This window comes from Microbacterium sp. 05T445 (genome assembly GCF_056395865.1).
This window is the reverse complement of record NZ_JBFTKJ010000002.1, coordinates 1,223,714-1,243,681: the sequence shown is the minus strand read 5'-3', so window position 1 is coordinate 1,243,681 and position 19,968 is coordinate 1,223,714. Positions and strand designations below refer to the sequence as shown.

The window sequence follows — 19,968 nt, the reverse complement described above, 5'->3', positions numbered from 1 at the left end:
GCGTCGTTCGTCAGAAGACGAAGCCTTCGGGGAACGGGTCGTCGTCGTCCAGCAGATACTGCCCGATCCCGGTGACCCACGCGCGCCCGGTGATCGTCGGGACGACGGCCGGCACGTCGCCGACCGTCGTCTCCCCCACCAGGCGCCCCGTGAACGCGGTGCCGATGAACGACTCGTTGACGAAGTCGGTGTGCAGCGCGAGCTCGCCGCGGGCGTGCAGCTCGGCCATACGGGCGCTCGTGCCGGTCCCGCACGGCGACCGGTCGAACCAGCCCGGGTGGATCGCCATCGCGTGGCGTGAGCGGACGGCATCCGATCCGGGCGCGATGAACTCGACGTGGTGCACGTGGTCGGCTCCCGCGATCACCGGGTGTCGCGGAGGGGCCTGCGTGTTGATCGCGTCCATGATCGCCAGGCCGCAGCGGACGATGTCGTCCTTGCGGTCGCGATCGAACGGCAGCCCGACGGCATCGAGGTCGACGAGCGCGTAGAAGTTGCCCCCGAACGCGACGGAGTACGGGACTGCGCCGTAGCCGGGGACCGCGATCTCGGCATCCAGTCGATCCACGAAGCTCGGCACGTTCTCGATGGTGACGTTCACCGCCCGACCGCCTTCGACGGCGACCCTGGCGATGACGAGCCCCGCCGGGACGTCGAGGCGGATCTCGGTGACCGGCTCGACCACCTCGACCATTCCGGTCTCGACCAGCACGGTCGCCACGCCGATGGTTCCGTGCCCGCACATCGGCAGGAATCCGGAGGCCTCGATGAACACGACGCCCCAGTCCGCATCGCCACGCGCGGGCGGCTGCAGCAGCGCGCCCGACATCGACGCGTGACCGCGCGGCTCGTTCATGAGCAGGCCCCTGAGCCCGTCGAGACGCTCCATCGCGTAGAGGCGGCGGTCGTTCATGGTCGCACCGGGGATCCGGCCGACACCGCCGGTCACCACCCTCGTCGGCATCCCCTCGGTGTGGGAGTCGACGGCCGAGATCACCCGGCGCGCGCGCATCAGCGCTCTCGCAGCGCGGCCAGCGCGCGCTCGGTGTCGGCGGTCACCTGGGCGCGCTGCTCGTCCGAGAGCGGGCCGCGCGGCGGGCGGGTCGGCCCGCCGTAGGAGTTGCCGCAGATGTCCATCGAGAGCTTGATCGCCTGCACGAACTCGGTCCGCGAATCCCAGCGGAACACCGCGACCAGCTGCTCGTACAGCGCCTTGGCCTCGTGCCACTTGCCTTCGATGCACAGCGTGTACAGCTCCACCGCCTCCTTCGGGAAGGCGTTGGGGTAGCCGGCGAACCATCCCACCGCGCCGTTGACCATGAGCTCGAAGAGCACGTCGTCGGCACCGGCGATGATGTCGATGTCGCAGCGCTCCTTGATCTCGTATACGCGGCGCACGTCGCCCGAGAACTCCTTGATCGCCACCACCTCGGGGATCTCGGCGAGCTTGGCGACCAGCGACGGCACCAGGTCGACCTTGGTGTCGAAGGGGTTGTTGTACGCCATGATCGGCAGGCCCACCTTCGCGACCTCCTCGTAGTGCGCGATGACCTCGCCCTCGTTGGCACGGTACAGCGTCGGTGGGAGCAGCAGCACCCCGTCGGCGCCGTCCTCACGTGCCAGCTCCGCCCAGTGGCGGGCCTGGTGGCTGCCGACGCCGTGCACGCCCGCGATCACGATGCCGCGGCCGTCGACGGCCTCGACGGCGACCTGGATGACCTTGCGGCGCTCCTCGTCGGTGAGGGACGAATACTCCCCCAGCGATCCGTTCGGGCCGACGCCGCGGCATCCGTTGCTCATCAGGAAGTCGACGTGCTCGGCGAACCGGTCGTAGTCGACGGCAAGGCCCGCGGGGGCCGAGGCGTCCTCCTTGAACGCCAGCGTCGTGGCGACGACGACGCCGCCCAGGTCCATGTTCGGCTCGGTCATTCGTGCTCCTTCTCAGCGGTGAGGGGGTCTGTGGCGTGGACGGCGGCCAGCTCTCCGATGCGCACCGATGACAGCACCGGGCGCGCGTCGAAGCCGATCGCGGTGCCGGTGAGCTCTTCGACGGTGCGCCCGCAGGTGCGGCCCTGGCAGGCGCCGAGTCCGGCACGGGTGGCCAGTCGGATGCCGCGGCTCGAGGCATCCGCATACTCCTCGATGCGCGCGCGGGTGACCGACTCGCATCGGCAGACGATCGTGTCGGCGTCGAGCCAGCCGGTCCAGCCGCGGCGGACGTCGTGGGTCGCCAGGCGTGCGGCGAACGCGTGGAAGCGGCGGCGCGCGCCGAGCACGCGGCGCAGGCGCGGGTCGTCGAGCGAGCCGCCGGCAGCGGCGAATCCCGCGACGGCGCCCTCGGCCATGGCGGCGTCGGCGCCGGCGATGCCGGTGACCTCGCCCGCCGCATAGACGCCCGCCACCGTGGTGGCCTGCCGCTCGTCGACGACGGCGAACCTCGCCGGCGACAGCGCGCAGCCGGCCTGCACGAGCGCCTCGACGCGCGGGACGAAACCGTGGCCGAGCGCGACCGCGTCGCAGGCGATCCGCCGCTCGGTGCCCGCGATCGGGCGCCAGTCGGCATCGATGCGCTGGATGGTGACCGCCTCGACGCGGTCGGTGCCGTGGATGCGGGTCACCGCCTGCCCGGTGCGGTACGGCGTGCGGTGCCGTGCGAGAGACAGCGCGTACTCGGCGAGCTCCCCTGCTTTGCCGGCGGCGCCGGCGAGCTGCCACGGCGCGCGCCCCCAGCCGCGGGCGATCGCACCGAGGCTGCACGCCTCGACGACCTCGACGACGTCGACCCCGATGTGCGCGAGCGTCGCGGCGACGGGCAGCAGGAAGGGGCCGGCACCGGCGACCACGGTACGGCCGCCGACGGCGACCCCGTCGCGCTTGGCCAGGGCCTGCGCCGCACCCGCGGTGGTGACGCCGGGAAGCGTCCAGCCCGGCACCGGCAGGGCACGGTCGTGGGCTCCGGTGGCGATGACGAGCGCATCGGCGTCGATGGTCAGGGCCCGGCGCGCGGTCCCGTCGACGGGACCGGCGAGCGCGTGCACGCGCAGGCGCGGCTCGATCTCGATCCGCCACACGCTGCTGCTCGCGTGCACCGCGGCAGCGGCCACCGCGTCGCGCAGCCGGAGGAACCGCGACCACTGGTGCTGCATCCTCGGGTCGGTGAGTTCTTCGTGATGGCGCCAGAACTGCCCGCCGACGCGCTCGCCCTCGTCCAGCACGACGACGTCGGCGCCGGCCGCGAGCGCGGCCTGCGCAGCAGCGAGTCCGGCGGGGCCGGCTCCCAGGATCGCGACGGTCGTCATCGCGCCTCCCGGGTGACCACGGCGCCGTCCGCCGCGGTGCGCTGGCACGCGCGCACGCCCTCGACGCCGTCGACGGTCACCACGCAGTCCTGGCAGACGCCGATGCCGCAGAAGATCCCGCGCGGGGCACCGTCGGCGGTGCGCCACGTGCGGATGCCGTGCGAGAGCAGCACTCCCGCGATCGTCTGACCGTCCCGGGCCTGGAGCATCCGGCCCTCGAACTCGATGTGCGCGCTCATGCCGCCGCCAGACTCGCGCGGGTCGGCAGGAAGGGCAGCGGGTCCAGCGGTGCGGCGGCGCCGAGCACGGCGTGCGCGATCAGCTCCCCCGTCGTCGGCGCCAGGCCGATGCCCGCGCCCTCGTGCCCTGCAGCGTGGAACAGACCCGCCACGTCGCCGTCCGCCCCGATCACCGGCAGGTGGTCGGGCGTGTACGGCCGGAACCCGTGGTACGTGCGCAGCAGCATCGTGTCGGCGAGGAAGGGGAACAGCCGTGTCGCCTTCGCCGCGATCTCGGCGAGCGGAGGCAGCGCGCCCGCTGCGGAGAAGCCCACGCGCTCACGGCTGGATCCGATGAGGACGGTGCCCGCGGGCGTCGATTCGACGACCGTCGACGTCTGCAGGGCGGCGTCGCCCGAGCCGACGGCACCGACGTAGTCCGCGTCGTAGACCTTGTGGAAGATGCGCTGCGGCATCGGGACGGTCACGAGGATCATCCCGCGGCGAGGGCGGATGTCGAGTCGGGCGCCCAGCAGTGCCGCGACCTCGCCCGCCCACGGTCCGGCGCAGTTGACCACGGCATCCGCCTCCACCGGTCCCTCCGCCGTGCGGACTCCGCTGATGCGGCCGTGCACCATGAGCGCACCGGTCACCTCGGTCAGGCGCAGCCGCGCCCCCCGCCGCCGCGCCCGGGCGAGCATCGCCTGCGTCGCCAGGCTGGGCTGCACCTGCGCATCATCGGCATAGTGCACACCGCCCACGACCTCCGGGGCGAGGTGCGGCTCGAGCGCACGGAGCGTCTGGCCGTCGACCGGCTCGGCGGCGATGCCGAGAGAGCGCTGGGCGGCCGCGAACTCGTGGAGCGCCGCGAGCCCCGCGGGGAACGCGACCACGACGCCGCCCTTCGCCTCGAACTCCGTCGCCGGCTGCCCCGGTGCGCGATCCTCGTCCAGGCGCGCCGCCAGCGCGCGCCAGGCGCCATTGGCGACCACCGCGAGGTCGGCCTCGGCGCCCGGAGCCTTGTCGGAGACGAGGATGTTCCCCTCGCAGCGACTGCTGGTCTCCGCGGCGACGCCGGCCCTGTCGACCACCACGACATCGGCACCTGCTTCGGCGAGCGCCAGTGCGCATGCCGCGCCGATGGCGCCCGCACCGATCACGACGACCCGCATGCCCACCTCCTAGTGATGTGTAACATATTACACACCCAGGCGTCATGTGCCGAGCGTCGTTCAGCGCCCTGTCGAGGGCTCCTCGCGGCCGGCCCACAGCCCGCCGATGTGCCCGATGTGACGCCGCATCAGCTCTTCCGCTCCCGCGCCGTCGCCCGCGACGAGCAGCCGCACGAGTTCCGCGTGTTCCAGCGACGACGCGGTCAGCGCATCGCTCTCGGCGAGCCGTGACAGCCCGCCCAGCCGGGTCTGCTGGCGCAGCTCTCGCACGATCGTCACGAGCTGATGGTTTCCGGCGCACTCCAGCAGCGCGAGGTGGAACTCGGTGTCGGCGGCGAGGTAGTCCTCGAACCGGCCGTCGCTGCCGGCCGCGACGATCGTCTCGGCGAGCGCGTACAGCCGGGGCACCAGTTCATCGGGCAGGTTGCCGGCGATCGCACGCATCGGCGGGGCCTCCAGCAGCACCCGGACCTCGCTCAGCTCGCGCAGCTCGTCCTCGGAGACATCGGTCACCTCGAACCCGCGATTGCGGATGGGACGCAGGAACCCGCGCCCGGCCAGGTTGAGGATCGCCTCACGAACCGGGGTGGCGCTCACACCGACATCCGCCGCCAGCGAAGGCACCGTCAGCACGGTGCCCGGAGCCAGCTCGCCCGAGATGATGCGCGCGGCGATCATCCGCTCCACCTGCTCGCGCAGGCTCTCCGCCTTCACGACCACGTTCCGGTCGCTCATCCGCTCACCTCTCCTCGGCGCACCCGGGAACGGGCCCGCCCGCGGTTCAGCGTAGCCGGGCGCGCTGTCGCGCTGTGTGACGCGACGCGCGCGGGTTGCGGCATCCGCATGCGACACTGTGCGCATGACGGTCCCTTTCGCGACCTCCGCGCGCTCGTCGGTCGGGCTGGAGTGGGAGCTCATGCTCGCCGACACCGCGACCGGCGACCTCATCCCGCGCGCGCCCGACCTGCTCGACGCGCTCGAGGAGGACTCGACCCTCGAGCGCTACACGGTGACCGGCGAGCTGCTGACGAACACCGTCGAGGTGACCAGCGGCATCGGCGACACGGTCGCAGCCGCCGTCGACGACATCGCTGACGCGATCGCCGCGGTGCGCACCTACACCGACCCGCACGGCGTCGATCTGCTCTGCGCCGGCAGCCACCCGTTCGCGCAGTGGTACGACCAGAGCGTCACCGACAAGACGCGCTACCACAAGCTCATCGAGCGCACCCAATGGTGGGGGCGCAACATGATGATCTGGGGCATCCACGTGCATGTCGGCGTCGAAGACGTCAACAAGGTGTTCCCCATCATCAACGCGCTCGCGGTGTATCTGCCGCACCTCCAGGCGCTCTCGGCGTCGAGCCCGTTCTGGGCGGGCGAGCGCACCGGGTACGCGTCCAATCGCGCGCTGGTGTTCCAGCAGCTGCCGACCGCGGGACTGCCGTGGCCGCTGCACGACTGGAGCCAGTTCGAGGGATACCTCGACGACATGGTCGGCACCGGCGTGATGGAGGATGCCACCGAGGTGCGGTGGGACATCCGGCCCGCGCCGCGGTGGGGCACCATCGAGGTGCGCGCCTGCGACGGCATGTCGACGCTGCCGGAGCTCGCCGCCGTGGCCGCACTGGTGCAGGTGCTCGTCGAGCACTTCTCGCGCCGGCTGGACGAAGGACTGCCGCTGGAGACGATCCAGCCCTGGTTCATCCGCGAGAACAAGTGGCGCGCCGCGCGCTACGGCCTGGACGCGCGCGTGATCGTCGACCACCTCGGAACGCAGCGTCCCGTCGCCGAGCACCTGCGCGAGACGCTCGCCGAGATCGGCGACATCGCCGTCGAGCTGAAGTGCGCGCGTGAGCTCGCCGGCATCGAGCGCATCCTCACCGACGGCGCGAGCTACTCACGGCAGCTGGCCATCGCCGACGCGACCGACGGCGACCTGCGCGAAGTCGTCCGCCATCTCGTCGGGGAGTTCCGCTCCGGTCCCACGCTGCGCGACCACCTCGCGGCGCTCGGCCACTGAGTCGCCGCAGGAGAAGGATGCCGCGAGCCGCGGCATCCGTCCGCTCCGGTGTCAGCCGCGGCCGAGCATCTTCTGCAGCTCGGCGAGGTCGGCCTCGGTGGGCGCGCCCTTGGCGCCGCCACCGCCGAGACCGAAGCCGGAACCGGTCGGCGCGGGCGCTTCGGCGGCGATGCCCGCGTTCTCGGCCGCGCGCTTGGCGGGGTTGCCCGACCGGGATCCCTTGGCCTTCTGCTGCTTGCCGCGCTTGGACGACGCGCCGGGGCGCCCCGCACCCGGGATCGGGCCCATGCCGGGGATGTTGGGCACACCGCCGCGCGCGACGGTCTTCATCATCTTGGCGGCCTGGTCGAAGCGCTGCACGAGCTGGTTGACGTCGGTGACGGTCATGCCCGAGCCGCGCGCGATGCGCAGGCGCCGGGAGCCGTTGAGAAGCTTCGTGTTGCGACGCTCGGCGGGGGTCATCGAGCGGATGATCGCCTCGGTGCGGTCGATCTCGCGCTCGTCGAAGTCCTCGAGCTGCTGCTTCATCGAGCCCATGCCCGGGAGCATCCCGAGCATCTTCTTCATCGAGCCCATCTTCCGCATCTGCTGCATCTGAGCAAGGAAGTCCTCGAGCGTGAAGGTCTCGGTCGCGAGCTTCTCCGCGACCTTGAGTGCCTCCTCCTCGTCGAACGCCTGCTGCGCCTGCTCGATGAGGGTGAGGATGTCGCCGAGGTCGAGGATGCGCGACGCCATGCGGTCGGGGTGGAACGCCTCGAGGTCGTCCAGGCCCTCGCCGGTCGACGCGAAGATGATGGGTCGGCCGGTGACGGACGCGACCGAGAGGGCGGCACCACCGCGGGCGTCGCCGTCGAGCTTCGACAGCACGACACCGGTGAAGTCCACGCCGTCCTGGAAGGCCTTGGCCGTGTTGACGGCATCCTGTCCGATCATCGCGTCGATGACGAACAGCACCTCGTCGGGGTCGGTCGCCTTGCGGATGTCGGCGGCCTGCTTCATCAGCTCGGCGTCGACGCCGAGGCGTCCGGCGGTGTCGATGATCACGACGTCGTGCTGCTGACGGCGCGCGACCTCGACGCCGTCCTTGGCGACCTTCACCGGGTCGCCGACGCCGTTGCCCGGCTCGGGCGCGTAGATCGCGGCGCCCGCGCGCTCGGCCACGACCTGCAGCTGGTTCACGGCGTTGGGGCGCTGGAGGTCGGCGGCGATGAGGAGCGGCGTGTGGCCGTCCTTGGCGAGCTGGCGCGAGAGCTTTCCGGCGAACGTCGTCTTACCGGAGCCCTGCAGGCCCGCGAGCATGATGACGGTAGGAGGGTTCTTGGCGAACTGCAGGCGGCGCTGCTCGCCGCCGAGGATCGCGACGAGCTCCTCGTTGACGATCTGCACGACCTGCTGGGCGGGGTTCAGCGCCCGGTTGACCTCGTCGCCGAGTGCGCGCTCGCGCACCTTGCCGGTGAACTCCTTGACGACGGGCAGCGCCACGTCGGCGTCGAGCAGCGCGCGCCGGATCTCGCGGACCGTGCCGTCGACGTCCGCGGGCGTGAGCTTGCCCTTGGTGCGGAGATTGCGGAAGGTCTCGGTGAGCCGGTCGGAGAGAGTGCCGAAAGTCGCCATGATCCCCCGATTCTACGCGAGCGGATGCCGCCTCCCGGCGTCACCGGGGTACCTCGACGCCGAGCGTGGCGCGCAGCTGCTCCTTCGCCCTGGCATACCGGGTTCGCGCGGTCGAGTCGGGGATGCCGAGGAGCTCCGCAGCCTGCACGAGGGTGAGCCGCTCCCAGTGCACCAGCCGCACCAGTTCACCGAGGTCCGGATCGAGCCGGGCTATCGCGTCGCGCACCTCGGCACCCTCGTCAGCAGCCGGCGAGGCCGCGCCCCGATCGACGTGGACACGGATGCGGTCGGCGAGCGCCCAACGGCGACGCTCGCCGCGCGCATGGTTGAGCAGCGCCCCGCGCGCGATGCCGAACAGCCACATGCGGGCACGTTCGGGCTCCGGAGGCAGATCGCGGACTCTGCGCCAGGCGACGACCATCGTCTCCCCCAACAGATCCGGCGCATCGTCGACCCCGACACGGCGCTGAAGGTACGCGAGCAGGTCGGCCGACGCATCGAGGAGCGCTGCGGTGAGCAGCTGGTCGCTGCGGCTCACTTCCACTGCTCGCCGTCGCAGTGCACCTGACTCGCCCCGGACGACAGCCCTCCGCCGGTCTCCCCGTCATAGCCGTTCCGCTTCAACTCGTCGTGAAGCAGCTCGCCCACCGCCTGATCCACGGCCGTCCAATAGTTGAGATCGGGCAGCCGCGGGTCCGTGATCGGAACCGGATCCGCCGCCTGGGCATCCTCGAGCACCCGCAGGTACTTGGGAACCAACGGCAGCATCTGCGCCTCGATGTCCGCGTCGGCGAACCACGCGTCGATCACACGGTCGATCCCGGCCTGATCGAAGGGATTCGCCGCCTGAAACCCTCCGAGGCGCAGCTCGCACTCGCCCCAGGTCGGCGACGTGTAGGTGACGCTGTGATCGGGGTTCTCCATCCCCGCACCCCACAGCCAGTTCGAGTTCGCCGTGGCGACCCCGGCGCCGCCCACGAGCAGCACAGCCAGCGCACCCGCCGCGATGCCGAGGCGCCGACGCCGGCCACGCGGAGCCCAGCGGGCGGCATCGCTTGCCATCGCGCGCAGATCGACGGGATCTGCTGCGCTCGTCGCGGGCGCCGAACGGTTCAGAAGTTCGTCGAGGGTGTCGGGGGTCATGGTGCCTCCAGTGGCGGGGTGTCCTACCCCGTACCTGTCCGGCAGCCGGCGAAACGTCCGCGGCGAGGCTAGTCCGCCTCGCCGAGCTCCTGGAACAGCGTCAGCTGGAGTCCCGCCGGACCACGCAGACGTGCGTTGACCGAGCGCCACGGCGTCTCGCGGGCGGATGCCTCGACGTCGGCGCCGCCCTTCTCGAGTCGGGCCGCGGCGGCATCGGTATCGCTCACCTCCAGGGCGAGACGAATGCGATCGCTCGGGGCATCTCCGTCGGTCTCCACGCGGTCGATGAACTCCACCTGCGCGGGATTGGCGATCTCGAGCGTCGCGCGGCCGGCTGCCAGGATCGCGACCCGCGCGCCTCCTTCGGCCTCGTAGGCCTCGGCCTGCGGCATTCCGACGACGTCGCGGTAGAACGCGAGAGTCTGCTCGAACGCGGACGCCTGGACGACCACGCGCAGCTGCCGGACGTCGCCGACCGGGACGTCGGGGGAAAGCGGTGCCGCCGCATCGGCGGCGCGTGCGAGGAACCGCGACAGCGACGTGCGCCCGGCGCCGTCGTGCGCCCATGCCTCGATCGCGGCGAGGACCGCCCCGCCCCACGCCGCCCCGGCCACCTCCGCGCGGATGCGGTCGGCACCGCCTCGCGCGAAGCGCGCGGCGGCGGCCCGCGCCACCCGGGACCGGCGCAGCGCGGCCTCGCGCTCGTACTCCTCCGCGATGCCCATCGCGACGGCGTTCACGATGCCCAGCGCCAGGCTGTCGGGGGCGAAGTCCTCGGCGATGCCGAGCGTCTCGGCGCGCACCGCGGCGGCGGCATCCGTCCCCTCGTCGGCGGCGAGATGCTCCTCGAAGGCCGTCAGCCGTTCGTCGAGCCCCGCCCACAGGACGTCGGACTTCGACGCGAAGTAGTTGAAGAAGCTCGAGCGGCTGACGCCGGCGCGGTTGGCGATGTCGACGATGGAGGTCTGCTCGTACCCCTGCTCCAGGAACAGCTCGCAGGCGGCTTCGGCGATGGTCTCGCGCGACGACGCCTTAGGACGCCCCGCGCGCGGCTCGGTGGACATGAAGCCCACCCTATGACTCGCGCGCGACGCGCTCCTGCTCCCACTGATCGGCGATTCGCTGCGCGCCGCGCCGATCGGCATCGGGCACGACGACGATGAGGCGACGGTCGTGGTCGCTGTACTGCACGAGGATCCGGATGCCCGCGTCTCCCATGCGGCGGGCGAAGGCGCCCAGCTGACCCGGCACGTCCTGCGCGAGGCGCACACTCACGACCGGGCTCACCGTGACGGGACCGAGCCCGGCCGCCTCGAGCGCGGCGACCGCCGCCGGTGCGTCGGTCACCAGGAAATGCGCCAGACCGCGCCCACCGTGCACCCATACACCGCCGCCTTCGACGCTCACGCCCGCGGCGCCAAGGGCCTCCCCGAACTCGGCGAGCGCTCCCGGCCAGTCATCGAGCACCACCGAGACATCGGCTTCGTTCTGAATGGTCGTCACGCACGCACCGTACGGCCGGCCTCCGACATCCGCCCATGCGATGTATTGTTGGACGCAATCCAGCAATTGCCGTGAGGTGGTTGCCCGCGCCAGCGAAGGAGCACGATGCTCGAGGTCCAGACGGTCGGCCTCTCCCCCGACTACGTCCCCTATCTCGACGGGTGGGCGCTGCAGCGCCGGATCCATGCCGACATCGTCGAGGGCGCACGCCCCGACACGCTGCTGCTGCTCGAGCACGAGCCGGTGTACACCGCCGGCGCGCGCACGGCGCGGCACGAGCGTCCCACCGACGGCACGCCCGTCGTCGACGTCGACCGCGGCGGCAAGATCACCTGGCACGGACCGGGCCAGCTCGTCGGGTACCCGATCGTGCGCCTCGCCGAGCCGGTCGACGTCGTCGCGCATGTGCGCCGGCTGGAGCACCTGCTCATCGAGGCGCTGCGCCGGCACGGCGTGGAGGGCTACCGCGTCGAGGGGCGCAGCGGCGTGTGGGTGCGCCGGCCGCTCGGCGAGGACAAGGTCGCCGCGATCGGCGTGCGGGTCCAGCGCGGCGTCACGATGCACGGGTTCGCCCTGAACTGCGACAACTCCCTCGCCGGCTTCCGCGGGATCATCCCGTGCGGGATCACGGATGCCGGTGTCACCACGATCAGCGAGATCGTCGGCGCCGACGTCTCCCCGCGCGACGTCATCGCCACCGTGACGCGTGTCTTCGAGGCCGACTTCGCGGGAGTCCCGGCATGAGCGCCTGCAGCACGCCGGGAGCGGCATCCGCCCCCGCCACCGGGCCTGACGGCCGCAAACTCCTGCGCCTGGAGGTGCGCAACGCGCAGACGCCCATCGAGCGCAAGCCGGAGTGGATCAAGACCAAGGCGAAGATGGGCCCGGAATACCAGGCGCTGCACTCGCTCGTGAAGTCCGAAGAGCTCCACACGGTGTGCCAGGAGGCCGGCTGCCCCAACATCTACGAGTGCTGGGAGGACCGCGAGGCGACATTCCTCATCGGCGGATCGCAGTGCACCCGCCGCTGCGACTTCTGCCAGATCGACACCGGCAAGCCCGCGGACTACGACACCGACGAGCCACGCCGGGTCGCCGAGAGCGTCGTGCGCATGAACCTGCGGTACGCGACGGTCACGGGCGTCGCCCGCGACGATCTGCCCGACGGCGGCGCGTGGCTGCACGCCGAGACCGTGCGGCAGATCCACGCCATGAACCCGAACACCGGTGTCGAGATCCTCGCGACCGACTTCAACGGCGATCCGGCCCTTCTTCGCGAGGTGTTCGACAGCCGCCCCGAGGTGTTCGCGCACAACGTCGAGACGGTGCCCCGCATCTTCAAGCGCATCCGCCCCGCGTTCCGCTACGAGCGCTCGCTCGACGTGCTGACGCAGGCGCGGGATGCCGGCCTGATCACGAAGTCGAATCTCATCCTGGGCATGGGCGAGGAGCCGGAAGAGGTCGTCCAGGCCCTGCAGCACCTCCACGACGCCGGCACCGACATCATCACCATCACGCAGTACCTCCGCCCGTCGCCCCGGCACCTTCCGGTCGCACGCTGGGTGAAGCCGCAGGAGTTCGTGGAGTTCAAGGAGGAGGCGGAGCGCATCGGCTTCCTCGGCGTCCTCGCCGGCCCGCTCGTGCGGTCCTCGTACCGCGCCGGACGCCTCTGGGCGCAGTCGATGCTCTCGAAGGGGCACGAGATCCCGGTGCACCTGGCCCACATCGCCGAGGACGTGCACGTCGAACGCGGGTTCGCGCAGGCGGTGTAGCGCTCCCGTCGTCAGTCGGTGCGGTTCCAGGTCGTCGTGAAAGGCGACCCCTCGGGGTGGGTCGTCATCGTGTCGCCCTCGCACGCGACCACCGTGGGCACGTCGGCAGCGGCGACCGACGGCGGTGGGAACGGCGCGTCCGCGGCCCGGCCGTTGATGTCGACCGTGGTCTGCACGGCGTAGCCCGAGTCCTGGAAGTCCGAGAAGCGGATCGTCCCGCCCTCGGCCGTCGCGTCATCGGTCCAGTCCCAGCTCGCCTGCAACGTGCCGGTGTGCGCCTGCGTCATCGTCATCGTGAGCCCGCCGCCCATGTCGACGGCGAGGGTGAAGGTCATGTCGGCGTCGAATCCGAGCACGCCTTCGCGCCCGATCGAGAGCGTCTGGCTGCCCGTCGCATCGGCGCCCGACACCGTCAGTCCGGATGCCGCGAGCTGGTCGGCCAGCTGTCCGATGAGGTCGTCGAGATCGGCGCTCCACTGGCCGACGACGCACTCGGTCGCGTTCGCGGTCGGCGCCGCCGACACCTCCGGCGCCGCCGACTCACCGGGCGATCCGGACTCCTCCGACGACGCCGCTGTCGGGGCGCACGCGGCCACGGCGAGCAGCAGCGCGAGAGAACCGCCGGCTGCCGCTGCCCGTGCACGGCCGGACCGTGCCGGCCGCATCGCTCAGTCCGCGCTCGTCACCGACAGCACGCCGCCGTCGGAGTCCAGGTTGACCAGCAGCACGTCGTCGGTCGCGTCGGGATCGAGCGCATACTCGAGCACCGCGAACGGATCGGAGCCGCCGTGCTCGTCGGCGAGGATCGTCATGCTCATCAGCTGCAGGGAGCGGATGACGTCCATGTGCACGTCGCCCGAGATGTCGACGAGCGTGTCTTCGATGGCGTCCCCGAGCAGCTCCTGCTGCTGCAGGATGTACTCGGTCACCTCGCTGGTGCGATCGTTCAGCTCGTTGACCATCGAATTGCGCGCGCTGCGGTCGATGTCCTCGATGGCGGAGATGAGCGCGGCGGCGACATCGAGTGCCGCCTCCGAGACGTCATCCTGGTCGGGCGCCGTGAGATCCACAGTGACGGACTGGTCTCCCAGTTCGACGTTCTCCGACCAGAAGATCGATCCGTCAGGCCCCGATTCGAGGAGTCCGAAGTAGTCGTGCTCGATCGCCATGACCCCATGAAACCGCAACGAGCGCGTCGGCGATAGCCCGAACGCGGCATGGCGCGGAATCGGCTCGATCCGGCGATCGGATCAGTCGACGAGGGACGCCGCGAACACGTGCGGCGTGAAGCCGGTGAGGTCGCCGATGCCCTCGCCCTGGCCGAGCAGCTTCACCGGGATCCCGGTCCGCTCCTGCACCGCCAGGACGAAACCGCCCTTCGCCGAGCCGTCGAGCTTGGTGATGACCAGGCCGGTCACACCCGCGTGCTCGAGGAACGCCTGCGCCTGCATCACGCCGTTCTGCCCGGTCGTCGCGTCGAGCACCAGCAGCACCTCGCTGATGGGCGCCTGCTTCTCGATCACGCGACGGATCTTGCTGAGCTCGTCCATCAGACCGCCCTTGTTGTGAAGGCGACCGGCCGTGTCGACCAGGACGATCTCGGTGCCGGTGTTCTTGGCGTACTCGATCGTCTGGAAGGCGACGGATGCCGGGTCCTGCCCCTCCTGCTGCGGGCGGACGATCGCCGCGCCGCCGCGCTCGGCCCAGGTCGCGAGCTGGTCGACGGCGGCTGCGCGGAACGTGTCGGCCGCCCCGACGACCACCGTGCGGCCGTAGCGCTGCAGGAACTTCGCGAACTTGCCGATGGTCGTCGTCTTGCCGACGCCGTTGACACCCACGACGAGCACGACGGCGGGTCGCTCGGTGAGCCGCAGCGTGGTGTCGAACTTCGCGAAGTGCTCCTCGAGCGTCTCCTTCAGCATCCGCTGCAGATCGCGCGGGTCGGTGGTGCGGAAGCGCTCCACCTTCTCGCGCAGCTCGTCGACGATCCGCTCGGTCACGTCGGGCCCGAAGTCGGCCGTCAGCAATGCGGTCTCGAGGTCGTCCCAGGTGCCCTCATCGATGGTGGGCTTGACGAACATGCCGCGCAGCGCGCGACCGAGCGACCAGGAGCTCTCTGCCATTCCCCCAGCCTATGGGGCGACGGCCGTCACTCCGTCGAGGTCGAGGAGACGACGACGGCCAGGTACTGATCGAACAGCGCGGAGATCTCGGTGGACGCGTCCTGACCCGACGGGCACTCCACGTTCACGAAGAGCGACGTGCCGAGAGTCCCGAAGGTCCGGCCGAAGTCGCCCCAGGTGCCGCCGTCCGCGGTGGTGCCGATGACGACGCGGACATCCACGGTCCCGGCCTGCACCGACTGCGCCACGGCGTCGTCGACGGCGTTCGCAGCGACGTCGGCAGCGGTCACGCCGGGAATCAGCTCGCCCAGCACGGCGGCGAGCATGTTGTCGGTGCTCTCGCGATCGTCGGCGCCGAGCTCGAGGTCGGTGATCGCCCCCTGGTAGAACGAGACGACGCACTGCGACTGCGCATCGAGGTAGGCCCAGCTGCCGTTGCCGTCATCGGGTGAGGACACCGTGAATCGGGAGTCCGTCGCCATCAGCTGGTCGTTCCATCCGGCGATCCACTCGCCCTGCGCGAGGTCGGCGCCGGCGGCGAAGGTGAGGTCGGCGGGCGGCAGCGTCTCGGTCTCCTCGACCGGCTCCGAGCTCTCGCCGCCACCGGACGCGGACGCCGACGGATCGGGCGAGACGCGGGTCGCGCCCTCGGTCGGGAAGGCCGAGCAGCCGGCGAGCAGGAGCGTCAGGAGGCCGATCGAGGTCAGGCCGACGCGTACGGACGTGCGCATGCCGCAACGCTACTCACCCTGCGTCGTCCGCGCGGCGGAGATTCCACAGGCTCGGCTCAGGACGCGACGCGCTCCACGATCCGCTGGCCGACCACGGCGGACACGCCATCCTGGCGCATCGAGACGCCGTACAGCGCGTCGGCGATCTCCATCGTCCGCTTCTGGTGGGTGATGACGATCAGCTGGCTCGACGCGCGCAGCTGTTCGAAGACGCCCAGAAGGCGGCCGAGGTTGGCGTCGTCGAGCGCCGCTTCGACCTCGTCGAGGATGTAGAACGGGCTCGGCCGGGCCTTGAAGATGGCGGTGAGCAATGCGACCGCCGCGAGCGACCGCTCACCGCCCGACAGAAGCGAGAGCCGTTCGATCTTCTTGCCCACCGGCCGCACCGCGACCTCGATCCCGGTCGTGAGCGGCGAATCGGGATCCGTGAGGGAGATCGAGCCGGTCCCTCCGGGGAACAGGATCGGGAACACCTCGCCGAACGCCGTCCTGGTGTCCTCGAAGGCGGCCAGGAAGATCGACTGCATGCGCTCGTCGAGCTCTTCGATGATCGTCAGCAGATCCTTGCGCGTCTGCGTCAGATCGGCGAGCTGCTCGGTCATGAACTTGTGACGCTGCTCGAGCGCGGCGAACTCCTCGAGCGCGAGCGGGTTCACCCGGCCGAGCTGCGCGAGCTTGCGCTCGGCCTCCTGCAGGCGTCGCCGCTGCTGTGCGCGGTCGTACGGAACGGATGCCGCTGCCTCCGGCTCGCCGTCGTCCCTGTCCCTCGGTTCGGCCTGCGCCGTCGGATCGATCGGAACCGGCTGGTCGGGGCCATATTCCGAAACCAGAATGTCTTCGTCGAGGCCCAGTTCTGACTGCACCCGTTCGAGCAGGCCCGTCACGTGCAGACGCTTCTCGTGGATCTGCAGCTCGAGGCTGTGGACGCTCTCGGTCAACCCGGCCAGACGCTCGCGCACGGCGGACTCCTGCGTGCGCAGCTCGCCCAGCTCGGCGGTCAGCGCCGTGCGCTCGGACTCCGCCTCGGCCAGCTCGACCCTCGCCTGGGTGAGCGAGCGATCGACCGAGTCGATCACGGCGGGCAGCTGTCCTGCCACCCCTGCGGCGATCTCCCGCTGGGCGCGGCGGATCACGGCACGGCGTGCCGCCTCGGCGGCCGCCTCGCGCTCGCGTTCACGCTGACGCTCCAGCGCGATGACGCGCGCCTCGCCGGCGCGGATGCGCTCGCGAAGGGTCTCGACCTCCAGGCGCGAACGCATCTCGCCGTCGCGGGCCTCCTCGAGTGCGGCGAGCATGCCCTCGCGCGCCGATGCGTCGAGGATCGGCCGCGGCGCTTCGAGCGCGGCGGTGAGCTGGTCGTCGGCCGATCGCGCCGAGCCCTCGGCGTCCTCGACGGCGGACTCGGCCTGCGCGAGACCCGCCGCGAGTCGCTCGCATTCGGCGACAGCGGCCTCATGGCGCACGGTGGCGCGGTTCACCTGCTCCGCGTGCGCCGCCAGCGCCGCGTCGTGCTCGCGGAGAGTCGTCAGCGCGGCCTTCGTACGCTGCCTCGCCGACTCGAGGTCGCGTGTCGCGTCGCCCAGCGCCTCGCGCAGCGAGTCGGCGACGACGGCGATCTCGTCGCGGCGGTCGGCCGCGGCATCGCGCTCGGCTGCCAGCTCGAGGCGGGAGCGAGAAGCGCCGGTGCCGGCGCGCAGCGAGTACTGGGTGTAGACCTCGCCGCGCCGGGTGACCACGGTGATCGGCCCACCGAGCTCGGCGGTCGCGAGCGCGGGGCCCGCGATCTGCGCCGCCTCGAGGTCGTCCGCGACCACGACGTAGGCGAGAAGGCCCAGCACGCCCTCCGGGGCGGTCACGACCTCGCCCGCGGGCACGACACCCGGGAGCTTCGGGAAGGGCGGGCGCGTCGGCCCCGCCGCCGCGATGACGATGTCGACGACGCCGGCCTCGGCATCCCTCGCGGCATCCGCGACAGCGAAGGCTCGCTCGCGGTCTTCGACCAGCACGCCCTCGGCGATCGGCCCGAGCACCGCGGCGATCGCGGCCTCGAATCCGGGCTTGACCTGCACGGCATCTCCGACGAGCCCGCGTACGCCGTCGTGGCCCTGTGCGATCAGGGCGGATGCCCCGTTCTTGACGTCGAGCGCACGGCTGAGCGCCGCGGTCTGCGCCGTCAGAGCCTCACGCTCGCGTTCGGCGGCGTGCAGACGTTCGCGGAGCGAGCCGACGCGGGACTCGGCATCCGTCGCGTCGCGCTGCGCCTTCTCGTAGGCGGCGGCGTGATCGGCCGAGGATCCCTCGGGAACGAGGTCCGGGTCGACGCCGGCGAGGATCTGCTCGGCCTCGGCACGACGCGCGAGTGCGGCATCCAGCGCCTTCTGCTGACGCTCGACGGCGGTGCGCACGGCGGCGAGAGCGGATGCCGCCGCCTCCGCGGTCCCCCGCAGCGCGGTGATCCGCATGTCGTGCTCGGAGACCAGCGCGCTCTGCGCGGCGATGTCGGCATCGAGCGCATCGAGTTCGGCGCGGGCGCGGACGACGTCGCGCCCCGCCTCGGCGGCGGCATCCTGCGCGGAGCCCAGCCCGTCCGAGACGTCGTCGATCTCGGCGCGCGCCTCGTCGATCATGGCCTGCGAGACCGTCGTGAGCTCGAGGCGCTCCTCGTCCTCGGCGTCGCCCAGCAGCGCCAGCCGCTGACCGGCCAGCGCATACAGGCCGCGCAGCCGCTCCTGCACGCGCTCGAGCCCGAACGCCACACGGCGGGCACGGTCCACGCTCTCGGAACGCTGGTCGTTCTCGAGCTGCTCGATCCGCACCCGCGCGTTGTCCAGGCGTTCCTGCAGCACCATCCGCTCGCCGTGGCGCTCCTGCTCGCTCTGGGCGTGCGAAGCAAGCTCGGCACGCAGCCCCGCGATCTCGTCGGCGAACAACCGTGCCTTCGCATCGCGCACCACGGCGGCGATGGTCGCCGCCTCGCGTGCGATCTCCGCCTGCCGCCCGAGGGGCTTGAGCTGGCGTCGCAGCTCGCCCGCCAGATCGCTCAGCCGCGTGAGGTTCGTCTCCATCGCGTCGAGCTTGCGCAGCGTCTTCTCCTTGCGGCGACGGTGCTTGAGGATCCCTGCGGCTTCCTCGATGAAGCCGCGACGGTCCTCGGGCGTCGCCTGCAGCACGCTGTCGAGGCGTCCCTGACCGACGATCACGTGCATCTCGCGGCCGAGACCGGTGTCGCTCAGGAGCTCCTGCACGTCCAGCAGGCGGCACGACTCGCCGTTGATCGCGTAGTCGCTCGAGCCGTTGCGGAAGAGAGTGCGACTGATCGTCACCTCGGAGTACTCGATCGGGAGCACGCCGTCGCTGTTGTCGATCGTGAGCTGCACCTCGGCGCGGCCCAGCGGGCCGCGAGTGGCCGTGCCGGCGAAGATGACGTCTTCCATCTTGCCGCCGCGCAGCGTCTTGGCACCCTGCTCGCCCATGACCCACGCCAGGGCGTCGACCACGTTCGACTTGCCGGATCCGTTCGGCCCGACGATGCACGTCACGCCGGGTTCGAGGGCGAACGTCGTCGGCTGGGCGAACGACTTGAACCCTTTGAGCGTCACGCTCTTCAGGTGCATGCGCGCCCCCCACCGGTCGATTACCCGCCTACGCTACCCGAGCGGACCGCCGCAACCCCGCCGACCGGCCGGAGGAGAGCGGATGCCGCGACACGCCATGTGCGCTCCGAATCTGCGAATTCGCTTGACGCCGGTATCGGTGGCGCGCTAGCGTGACTCTCCGCGTCTGAAGTCGAGAAAGGAGGTCCCCCGATGATGCTGATGAATTCCACTGGAATCGCCGCCCGTGATGGCGGAGCGATTCGTGCCGTCGCGTCGGGGACCGACTCCTTCGGCGCTGTGCTGAGCGGCCGCTTCCCCGCCGCCATCTGATCCCCGCAGGGGACGAGTCTGCCCGTTCCGGGCGCTACCCGTCTGCTGCGCCGCATCCGCTTCGCGGTGCTGAGCGCGCGCCCCCCTGCATTCCGTCCGTCGTGCTGCGGCACGGCTTCCCCGCCCCGGCGTCCGCCGGCGGCATCCCTTCCTCATCCGGAAAGAGAACATCATGAACACTCTCACCGCGCCGCAGCGCCCGTCGGGCCTCCCCGATACGCTGCGGCTCCCGAGCCGCGACCACCGCACTCCGCTCGTGGACCGCCTGGCCCTGCAACTGGGGCTCTGGCTGCTCATCTGGAGCACCCGCAGGCCGCGACTCGCGGACGACCGACGCCGGCACGCGCAGTCGTACCGGCACCTGGAGGCCACCGCGCAGCGTGAACGCGCCTACCAGCGCGAGGCCTTCCTCGCACCCCGGCCGTGACGGCCACCGGGTCCGCC

General features: G+C 71.3%; 20 protein-coding genes. 4 read left to right on the top strand and 16 right to left on the bottom strand.

The window, feature by feature from the left end:
- Positions 1 to 10: 10 nt before the first annotated feature.
- Genes AC1DDU_RS15355 through AC1DDU_RS15330 form a run of 6 tightly spaced genes read right to left on the bottom strand, consistent with a single transcriptional unit; the run spans position 11 to position 5,424 of the window.
- Entirely contained in the window at positions 11 to 1,012 is a 1,002-nt protein-coding gene (locus AC1DDU_RS15355) for a proline racemase family protein (RefSeq protein ID WP_477435574.1), read from the bottom strand.
- Positions 1,012 to 1,929, bottom strand: coding sequence for a dihydrodipicolinate synthase family protein (locus tag AC1DDU_RS15350; protein WP_477435572.1), 918 nt, complete (start codon positions 1,927 to 1,929; stop codon positions 1,012 to 1,014). The genes AC1DDU_RS15355 and AC1DDU_RS15350 overlap by 1 nt, the downstream gene beginning before the upstream one ends.
- Positions 1,926 to 3,299, bottom strand: a complete 1,374-nt coding sequence (locus AC1DDU_RS15345) for an FAD-dependent oxidoreductase (RefSeq protein WP_477435570.1) — start codon at positions 3,297 to 3,299, stop codon at positions 1,926 to 1,928. The genes AC1DDU_RS15350 and AC1DDU_RS15345 overlap by 4 nt, the downstream gene beginning before the upstream one ends.
- A complete protein-coding gene (locus tag AC1DDU_RS15340) occupies positions 3,296 to 3,538 on the bottom strand; it encodes a (2Fe-2S)-binding protein (RefSeq protein ID WP_477435568.1) in 243 nt (80 codons plus the stop codon). The genes AC1DDU_RS15345 and AC1DDU_RS15340 overlap by 4 nt, the downstream gene beginning before the upstream one ends.
- On the bottom strand, positions 3,535 to 4,689 hold the full coding sequence (locus tag AC1DDU_RS15335; RefSeq protein WP_477435566.1) for an NAD(P)/FAD-dependent oxidoreductase: 1,155 nt from the start codon (positions 4,687 to 4,689) through the stop codon (positions 3,535 to 3,537). The genes AC1DDU_RS15340 and AC1DDU_RS15335 overlap by 4 nt, the downstream gene beginning before the upstream one ends.
- A 60-nt stretch (positions 4,690 to 4,749) precedes the next feature.
- A complete protein-coding gene (locus AC1DDU_RS15330) occupies positions 4,750 to 5,424 on the bottom strand; it encodes a GntR family transcriptional regulator (RefSeq protein WP_477435564.1) in 675 nt (224 codons plus the stop codon).
- Between the two features lie 124 nt (positions 5,425 to 5,548).
- On the opposite strand from AC1DDU_RS15330, the gene AC1DDU_RS15325 reads away from it, so the two are divergent.
- Positions 5,549 to 6,712: a glutamate--cysteine ligase gene (locus AC1DDU_RS15325; RefSeq protein WP_477435562.1), complete on the top strand. Its 1,164-nt coding sequence runs from the start codon at positions 5,549 to 5,551 to the stop codon at positions 6,710 to 6,712.
- Positions 6,713 to 6,763: 51 nt separating this feature from the next.
- Here AC1DDU_RS15325 and ffh read toward each other — a convergent pair whose 3' ends face one another.
- The 5 genes from ffh to AC1DDU_RS15300 all read right to left on the bottom strand — a co-directional run bounded on the left by ffh (position 6,764) and on the right by AC1DDU_RS15300 (position 10,972).
- The gene (gene ffh / locus AC1DDU_RS15320; protein ID WP_477435560.1) at positions 6,764 to 8,326 is read right to left on the bottom strand and encodes a signal recognition particle protein; all 1,563 of its coding nucleotides are present in this window, start codon (positions 8,324 to 8,326) and stop codon (positions 6,764 to 6,766) included.
- 40 nt (positions 8,327 to 8,366) lie between these two features.
- Positions 8,367 to 8,864, bottom strand: a complete 498-nt coding sequence (locus AC1DDU_RS15315) for an RNA polymerase sigma factor (RefSeq protein WP_477435558.1) — start codon at positions 8,862 to 8,864, stop codon at positions 8,367 to 8,369.
- Entirely contained in the window at positions 8,861 to 9,469 is a 609-nt protein-coding gene (locus AC1DDU_RS15310) for a hypothetical protein (protein WP_477435557.1), read from the bottom strand. Before AC1DDU_RS15310 ends, AC1DDU_RS15315 begins: the two co-directional genes overlap by 4 nt.
- 68 nt (positions 9,470 to 9,537) lie before the next feature.
- Positions 9,538 to 10,533, bottom strand: a complete 996-nt coding sequence (locus tag AC1DDU_RS15305; RefSeq protein WP_477435555.1) for a TetR family transcriptional regulator — start codon at positions 10,531 to 10,533, stop codon at positions 9,538 to 9,540.
- 10 nt (positions 10,534 to 10,543) lie between these two features.
- Positions 10,544 to 10,972 carry a hypothetical protein gene (locus tag AC1DDU_RS15300; protein ID WP_477435553.1) on the bottom strand — a complete coding sequence of 143 codons (429 nt, stop codon included), beginning with the start codon at positions 10,970 to 10,972 and terminating at the stop codon, positions 10,544 to 10,546.
- A 105-nt stretch (positions 10,973 to 11,077) separates the two neighbouring features.
- On the opposite strand from AC1DDU_RS15300, the gene lipB reads away from it, so the two are divergent.
- A complete protein-coding gene (gene lipB / locus AC1DDU_RS15295) occupies positions 11,078 to 11,716 on the top strand; it encodes a lipoyl(octanoyl) transferase LipB (protein ID WP_477435551.1) in 639 nt (212 codons plus the stop codon).
- Complete coding sequence (gene lipA, locus AC1DDU_RS15290; RefSeq protein WP_477435550.1) at positions 11,713 to 12,744, top strand: lipoyl synthase; 1,032 nt, start codon at positions 11,713 to 11,715, stop codon at positions 12,742 to 12,744. Before lipB ends, lipA begins: the two co-directional genes overlap by 4 nt.
- Positions 12,745 to 12,755: 11 nt before the next feature.
- Here the strand turns inward: lipA and AC1DDU_RS15285 are convergent, their stop codons facing one another.
- The 5 genes from AC1DDU_RS15285 to smc form a co-directional block, all read right to left on the bottom strand.
- The gene (locus tag AC1DDU_RS15285) at positions 12,756 to 13,409 is read right to left on the bottom strand and encodes a hypothetical protein (protein WP_477435548.1); all 654 of its coding nucleotides are present in this window, start codon (positions 13,407 to 13,409) and stop codon (positions 12,756 to 12,758) included.
- 3 nt (positions 13,410 to 13,412) lie between these two features.
- Positions 13,413 to 13,913, bottom strand: a complete 501-nt coding sequence (locus AC1DDU_RS15280) for a DUF2004 domain-containing protein (protein ID WP_477435546.1) — start codon at positions 13,911 to 13,913, stop codon at positions 13,413 to 13,415.
- An 81-nt stretch (positions 13,914 to 13,994) separates the two neighbouring features.
- Complete coding sequence (ftsY, locus tag AC1DDU_RS15275; RefSeq protein ID WP_477435544.1) at positions 13,995 to 14,867, bottom strand: signal recognition particle-docking protein FtsY; 873 nt, start codon at positions 14,865 to 14,867, stop codon at positions 13,995 to 13,997.
- 26 nt (positions 14,868 to 14,893) lie between these two features.
- Complete coding sequence (locus AC1DDU_RS15270) at positions 14,894 to 15,598, bottom strand: hypothetical protein (protein ID WP_477435542.1); 705 nt, start codon at positions 15,596 to 15,598, stop codon at positions 14,894 to 14,896.
- Positions 15,599 to 15,654: 56 nt separating this feature from the next.
- Positions 15,655 to 19,212, bottom strand: coding sequence for a chromosome segregation protein SMC (gene smc / locus AC1DDU_RS15265; protein WP_477435540.1), 3,558 nt, complete (start codon positions 19,210 to 19,212; stop codon positions 15,655 to 15,657).
- A 484-nt stretch (positions 19,213 to 19,696) separates the two neighbouring features.
- On the opposite strand from smc, the gene AC1DDU_RS15260 reads away from it, so the two are divergent.
- Complete coding sequence (locus AC1DDU_RS15260; RefSeq protein ID WP_477435538.1) at positions 19,697 to 19,951, top strand: hypothetical protein; 255 nt, start codon at positions 19,697 to 19,699, stop codon at positions 19,949 to 19,951.
- Positions 19,952 to 19,968 lie beyond the last annotated feature (17 nt).